A 4,874-nucleotide genomic window follows, 5' to 3' on the forward strand; every position below is an offset into this window, starting at 1 on the left:
GGAGGACGTCAGGCGGGCCGGTTGGGTGCCGGTCACCAGGGTGGCAAGGGCCTCGTCGATGTCCTGGCCCAGGAACCAGTCGCCCGTGTGGTCGATGCTGTACACCCGGCCCTCCGTGTCGATCGCCAGGACCGCCTGCTCCTCGCCCTCCGCCCCCAGCGGGCTGACCTCCGTCTCCAGGGCGCGGCCGAGGTCCCCGAGCGTGCGGGCCAGATGGAGCCCGCTCAGGGGGTCGATCCGTACCGCCGTGGGCGCGATGTGCCGGCCGGGCGCGGACGCCGTGATGTGGAGGCCGCCGAACTCCGCCCAGGCCTCGACCGCGGCCGGGAACACGGCGTGCCGGTGGCCCGCCGGGGAGGCGTGGGAGCGCAGCGCGTCGGCCCATTCCTCCGCCTGGCGGATGTCCCAGCGCCCGGGCTGCCAGCCCGCCTCGCGCAGGGCGGCGTCGACGGCGACGGGGAAGCGGGTGGTGGAGGTGTGCTGCTGGCGGTCGTGCATCGGTGGGCGGTCAGCCCTTCTCGGCGGTGGTCGCGGCGCCGGTGGTGGTCAGGTCGACGGGGCGTACGCCGAAGTGGGACAGGAGCGCCGAACAGGATCGGCACGGTGGTGCGTAGCTGCCGTGCAGCGGGTCGCCGTCCTCGCGGATGCGCCGGGCGGTGAGCCGCGAGTGCTTGAGCGCGCGCCGTGCCTCCCCGTTGGTCAGGGGTTTTCGCTGGGCCCGTTTGGAGCGCCCGCTCTCGGCGGCGGTGAGCTGGCGGGAGAGCAGTATCGCTTCGGGGCACCGCCCGGTGAAGCGTTCGCGCTGGCCGCTGGTGAGGGTGTCGAGGAAGTCCTGGACGAGCGGGTGCAGCACCGGTGGCTGGTCCCCCTTGCCCGCGGTGCAGGTGAGCGTCTCGCCGCGGACGGACAGCGCGGCGGCCACGGCCGGGAGGATCCCGTCGCGGCGGTGGATCAGTCGGGGCGTACGGCTGGTCTCGGTGCTGCTCCAGCTGAGGCGCGGATCCCCTGATGTGACGGTTTGTGTGGAATGCATCGTGCTGACGTCCCTCCCTGCAATCCCCCGAGTTGCGGGGACAGCCTGCCAAATGTGCCGGGTGGTGGGGAAGCTGGGTGGGGGAAACGTGTCTGCGTGTCGCGGGAAGGTGCTGGACCGTCGCCTCACCGTCACACGAATGTGACCGTTCGTGACGGAACCGGCGGGGCGGGGTGCCCTGTTGCCCCACCGCTTAGGCTGTGCGGAACACCGGACGCAGCAGGGGGCATCAGCCATGACGACAGGTCGGCTCGGGCAGCAAGCCGCGCCACCGAACGCCGCCTACGCCGGGCAGGTCGTGAACTTCCCGGATCCGGTCCGGGCGTCCCGGCACCCCTCCGGGGTGCGGATGGACGGGAGCGGCCACCCGGTTCTTTCGCCGTACGCGCGCGCCGCGGCCGAGATCGCCGATCCGCCTCCGGGCTTCGGTATCGACGAGCTGCGCCTGACCGATTACGTGTCGGCGAACGCGGCGATGGCGGCGAGCGGTCACGACCTGTGGGACACGATTCCCGCGGTGGCGACCCCGCACGGCTGGACCTGGCACCACGTGCCGGGCGGCCGGCGGATGGAGCTGGTGCCGGTCGAGGTGAAGGCGCTGCTGCGTCATCACGGCGGCCTCGCGGGTACGGACGTGGACCAGAATCGGCGTGGCACCCGCCCGTTGCAGGAGACCCGTCCCGCGCACTTCCACCTGCCGAAGAACGCGGGCGCGGTGAGCGAGCAGCAGGTGCAGGGCGTCGAGGAGGACCTCGGCTACCGGCTGCCCGGCGCGTACCGCTCCTTCCTGAAGGCGGCGGGCGGTTCGGCCCCGGTGGGTGCCGCGCTCGACGCCGAGCTGGGGCTGCTGGTGGACCAGCCGTTCTTCACGGTGCGTGACGAGGCCGCGGTGAACGACCTGGTGTACGTGAACAAGTGTCTGCGGGACCACTTCACCAAGGACTACCTGGGCGTCGCGTTCGTCCAGGGCGGGATCCTGGCGGTGAAGGTACGTGGGCAGGACGTCGGTTCGGTGTGGTTCTGCCCGTACGACGACGCCCGGGACCAGGACGGCTGGAGTGTCCAGGAGCGTGTGGAGCGGCTGCTGCTGCCCTGCGGTACGGACTTCGACGCCTTCCTCCAGCGGTTGGCGGGCAATCCGCCGGAGCTGGAGACCGTGGCGAACCTGATGGTGGACGGCGGCTTCGCGCGCGCCGTCCCGGTGGAGGGGTGAGCGCGGTGGTGACTTTCGCGCAGGCGCAGGAGCGGGCGGACGAGTGGGTCAACGGTGACGTGCCCGCGTATCAGCACCGTGAGGTGCGCGTCCGTGAGTTCGACCTCGGTTTCGTGGTGTGGGCCGAGGACCGGCCGGAGGGCCCCGTCTCGGACGGCGGCCGTCAGCGGCTGGTGATCGCCCGGGACAGCGGTGAGGCGACGCTGTGGCCGGGGCTGCCGGTGGGTGAGGTGATCCGGCGGTACGAGGAGGAGTACGGCGGACCGGCGGGCGCGCCGGCCGCGGCTCCGGAGCCGCCGCAGCGGGTGGACCTGAACCAGACGTCGTTCCTGTTGACGCCGCCGGAGTGGCTCCAGGAGGCGGCGGACAAGCTGGGGATTCCGGATCATCGTGCGGAGCGGCGCGAGGCGGCGGAGGCCGAAGGGGCCACGGGGACCACGGGGGCGGCCGAGTCGTCCCCGCCCCGGTCTCCGGACCCGGCCCCGTCTCCGGCCTCGGCGTCGTCTCCGGACCCGGCGTCGTCCCCGTCGGCATCGGGACCGGCTTCGGGATCGGCTTCGGGATCGGGATCGGCTTCGGGGGAGGCCCCCGCTCCCGGTCCTGTCGCCGCCTCCGCGCAGGGGCCTGCCCCGGCCGCCGCGGACGGGACGCCTCCGTCCGCCCCTTCCCCTTCGTCCTCTCCTTCTGCTCCTTCCACCGGCGGATCCGCCGCGTCGTGGCCCGCCGCCGGCGGTGGCGCGGCCTACGAGCCCACGGCCTCCGACGGTGTGCCCGCCGGGGCGACCCCGTGGGCGGGGACGGACACCAATTCCGACTCCGACGACGCGGCCGTCCCGCTGCCCGCGACGGTGTTCGCGCCGCCGCTGTCGGGGACGGACGACGAGGAGGCCCCGCCGCCGGTCGTTCCGGCGGAGGCGCCCACCGCGCTGATGTCGGGTGGCAGCCAGCTGCCGCGTACGCAGGTGGCGCCGGCGCTCCGGCCGCAGCAGGGGGCCCCGGACGGGGCCGGTGACATCGCCGACGCGGCCACCAGCAAGGCCGTGGTGCCGCCGCGCAGGGCGCGTGGGGGCGGTCCGTCGACCCCGCCGCCGCCCGGTGCGCCGGGGATCCCCGGCATGCCGCCCGGTGCGACGCCGCCGCCTTCGGGCCCGGGTGCGCCCGGTGCTCCGGCGGGCGGGTACGTCCCGACGCAGCTCGTCTCCCAGCTCGGCCCGCCCGGCGCCACCCCGCCGCCGGGTCCGCCCGGCCCGCCGCAGGGCTCAACGCCGCCTCCCGGCCCGCCGGCTCCGCCCGGTCCGCCCGCGCCTCCCGGCTCCACGCCGCCTCCCGGTGGCGGGGTGCACCATGCCGCGACGATGCTCGCCGACGGGAGCAGCATCGGTGCGGGCGTCCCGGGTGCGCCCAGGCCGCCCGGTCCTCCCGGTCCGCCGCCCGGTGCGCACAACCCGCCGCCTCCGTCGTACGGCTATCCGCAGCAGCCCACCGGTCAGCCGACCGTGGGCCCCGGCTACCAGGCCGTGCTGCGGTTCCGCGCTCCGGACGGCAGCGAGCAGCAGCTGATCCGCCGCTCGGCGCCGGGCACCCCGCACCCCGAGTGGCAGATGCTGCACGAGCTGCGGGCGATGAACGTGCCGCCGCAGCAGGTCATCGAGCTGCACACGGAGCTGGAGTCCTGCGAGCTGCCGGGCGGGTACTGCGCGCGGATGATCCGGGAGACCTGGCCGCAGGTCCGGATCACCAGCGTCGCTCCGTACGGGACGGATCACGCCAGCCGGCAGCAGGGCATGCAGCATCTGCTGACGCACCAGGGCGAGCTGCACCAGGTCGCGGACGGCCCGGCGCGGCCCGCGCCGGTGCGGGCGCCGCTGCCGCAGATGCCGCCCGCGCCCGCGCTGCCGCCGGAGGCGATCGCCGAGGAGCTGGCGCAGGCGTTCGGTCCGCAGGGCATCCTCCGGTTCGACCAGCGGGCGGTGTCCCGTCAGGGAGTGCCGGAGGTCGTCGCGCGCACCCTGGTGTGGGCGGGGCTGCCCGCCGATTTCGGGCCGTTCTTCTGGGCGCAGCCCGGGCAGCCGGTGGTGCCGACGCTGGCCGAGCTGGCCGCGCAGCGGCAGGTGCAGCCCGCGCCGGACGCGGGGTCGTACCTGGTGATGGGCACGGACTTCGGCCGGGCGATCTGTGTGCAGTACGGAACGGCGAACATCGTGGCCGTCCCGGTGGAGGCGGGGCCCGGCGGGCAGCCGGTGCCGCCGCAGTTCGTGAACACCGGGCTGCCGGAGTTCGTGCGGTCGATGGCGCTGCTGGGCCGGATGTGGCGGCTGCGGTTCGGGCTGAACCCGGAGCAGGCGGGGCGTTGGACCGTCGACTTCCAGGCACAGCTGGTGGCGCTGGACCCGGCGGCGCTGGCGTCGCCGGAGAGCTGGTGGTCGGTGCTGCTGGAGCAGATGTGGGACGGCTTGATCTGATCTGACCCGGTCTGCCGGCCCGGTCCGGTGGTCCGGCCCCACGGTCCGGCCGAGGCGCCCGCCCCCCACCCCGGGGGGGGCGGGGGCCGGGGGGGGCGGGGGGGGGGGGGGGGGGTGGGGGGGGCGGGGGCGGGGGGGGGCGCGGCGGGCATTAACACAAACACCC

4 protein-coding genes are annotated in these 4,874 nt (G+C 75.0%); 2 read left to right on the forward strand and 2 right to left on the reverse strand.

Going from position 1 to position 4,874, the window contains the following annotated elements:
- Together JS521_RS29050 and JS521_RS29055 are read right to left on the reverse strand one after the other, a co-directional pair.
- Positions 1–498, reverse strand: a 498-nt coding sequence (locus JS521_RS29050) for an SUKH-3 domain-containing protein (RefSeq protein ID WP_205085923.1), incomplete at its 3' end; no start/stop codon positions are given.
- Between the two features lie 10 nt (positions 499–508).
- Entirely contained in the window at positions 509–1,033 is a 525-nt protein-coding gene (locus JS521_RS29055) for a YwqJ-related putative deaminase (protein WP_205085924.1), read from the reverse strand.
- 235 nt (positions 1,034–1,268) lie between these two features.
- On the opposite strand from JS521_RS29055, the gene JS521_RS29060 reads away from it, so the two are divergent.
- Positions 1,269–2,246 (forward strand): SMI1/KNR4 family protein, encoded by a 978-nt coding sequence (locus JS521_RS29060; protein WP_205085925.1) that lies wholly within the window; start codon positions 1,269–1,271, stop codon positions 2,244–2,246.
- Positions 2,243–4,708, forward strand: coding sequence for an SUKH-4 family immunity protein (locus JS521_RS29065; RefSeq protein WP_205085926.1), 2,466 nt, complete (start codon positions 2,243–2,245; stop codon positions 4,706–4,708). The genes JS521_RS29060 and JS521_RS29065 overlap by 4 nt, the downstream gene beginning before the upstream one ends.
- The last annotated feature ends 166 nt before the right edge of the window (positions 4,709–4,874 follow it).

This window comes from Streptomyces durocortorensis (genome assembly GCF_016901035.1).
GTDB classification, from domain to species: domain Bacteria; phylum Actinomycetota; class Actinomycetes; order Streptomycetales; family Streptomycetaceae; genus Streptomyces; species Streptomyces durocortorensis.

What these genes read in the sequence shown, in the direction of transcription:
- JS521_RS29060 (WP_205085925.1), top strand. Translation starts at nt 1,269, where the DNA reads ATGACGACAGGTCGGCTCGGGCAGCAAGCCGCGCCACCGAACGCCGCC.
- JS521_RS29055 (WP_205085924.1), bottom strand. Translation starts at nt 1,033, where the DNA reads ATGCATTCCACACAAACCGTCACATCAGGGGATCCGCGCCTCAGCTGG.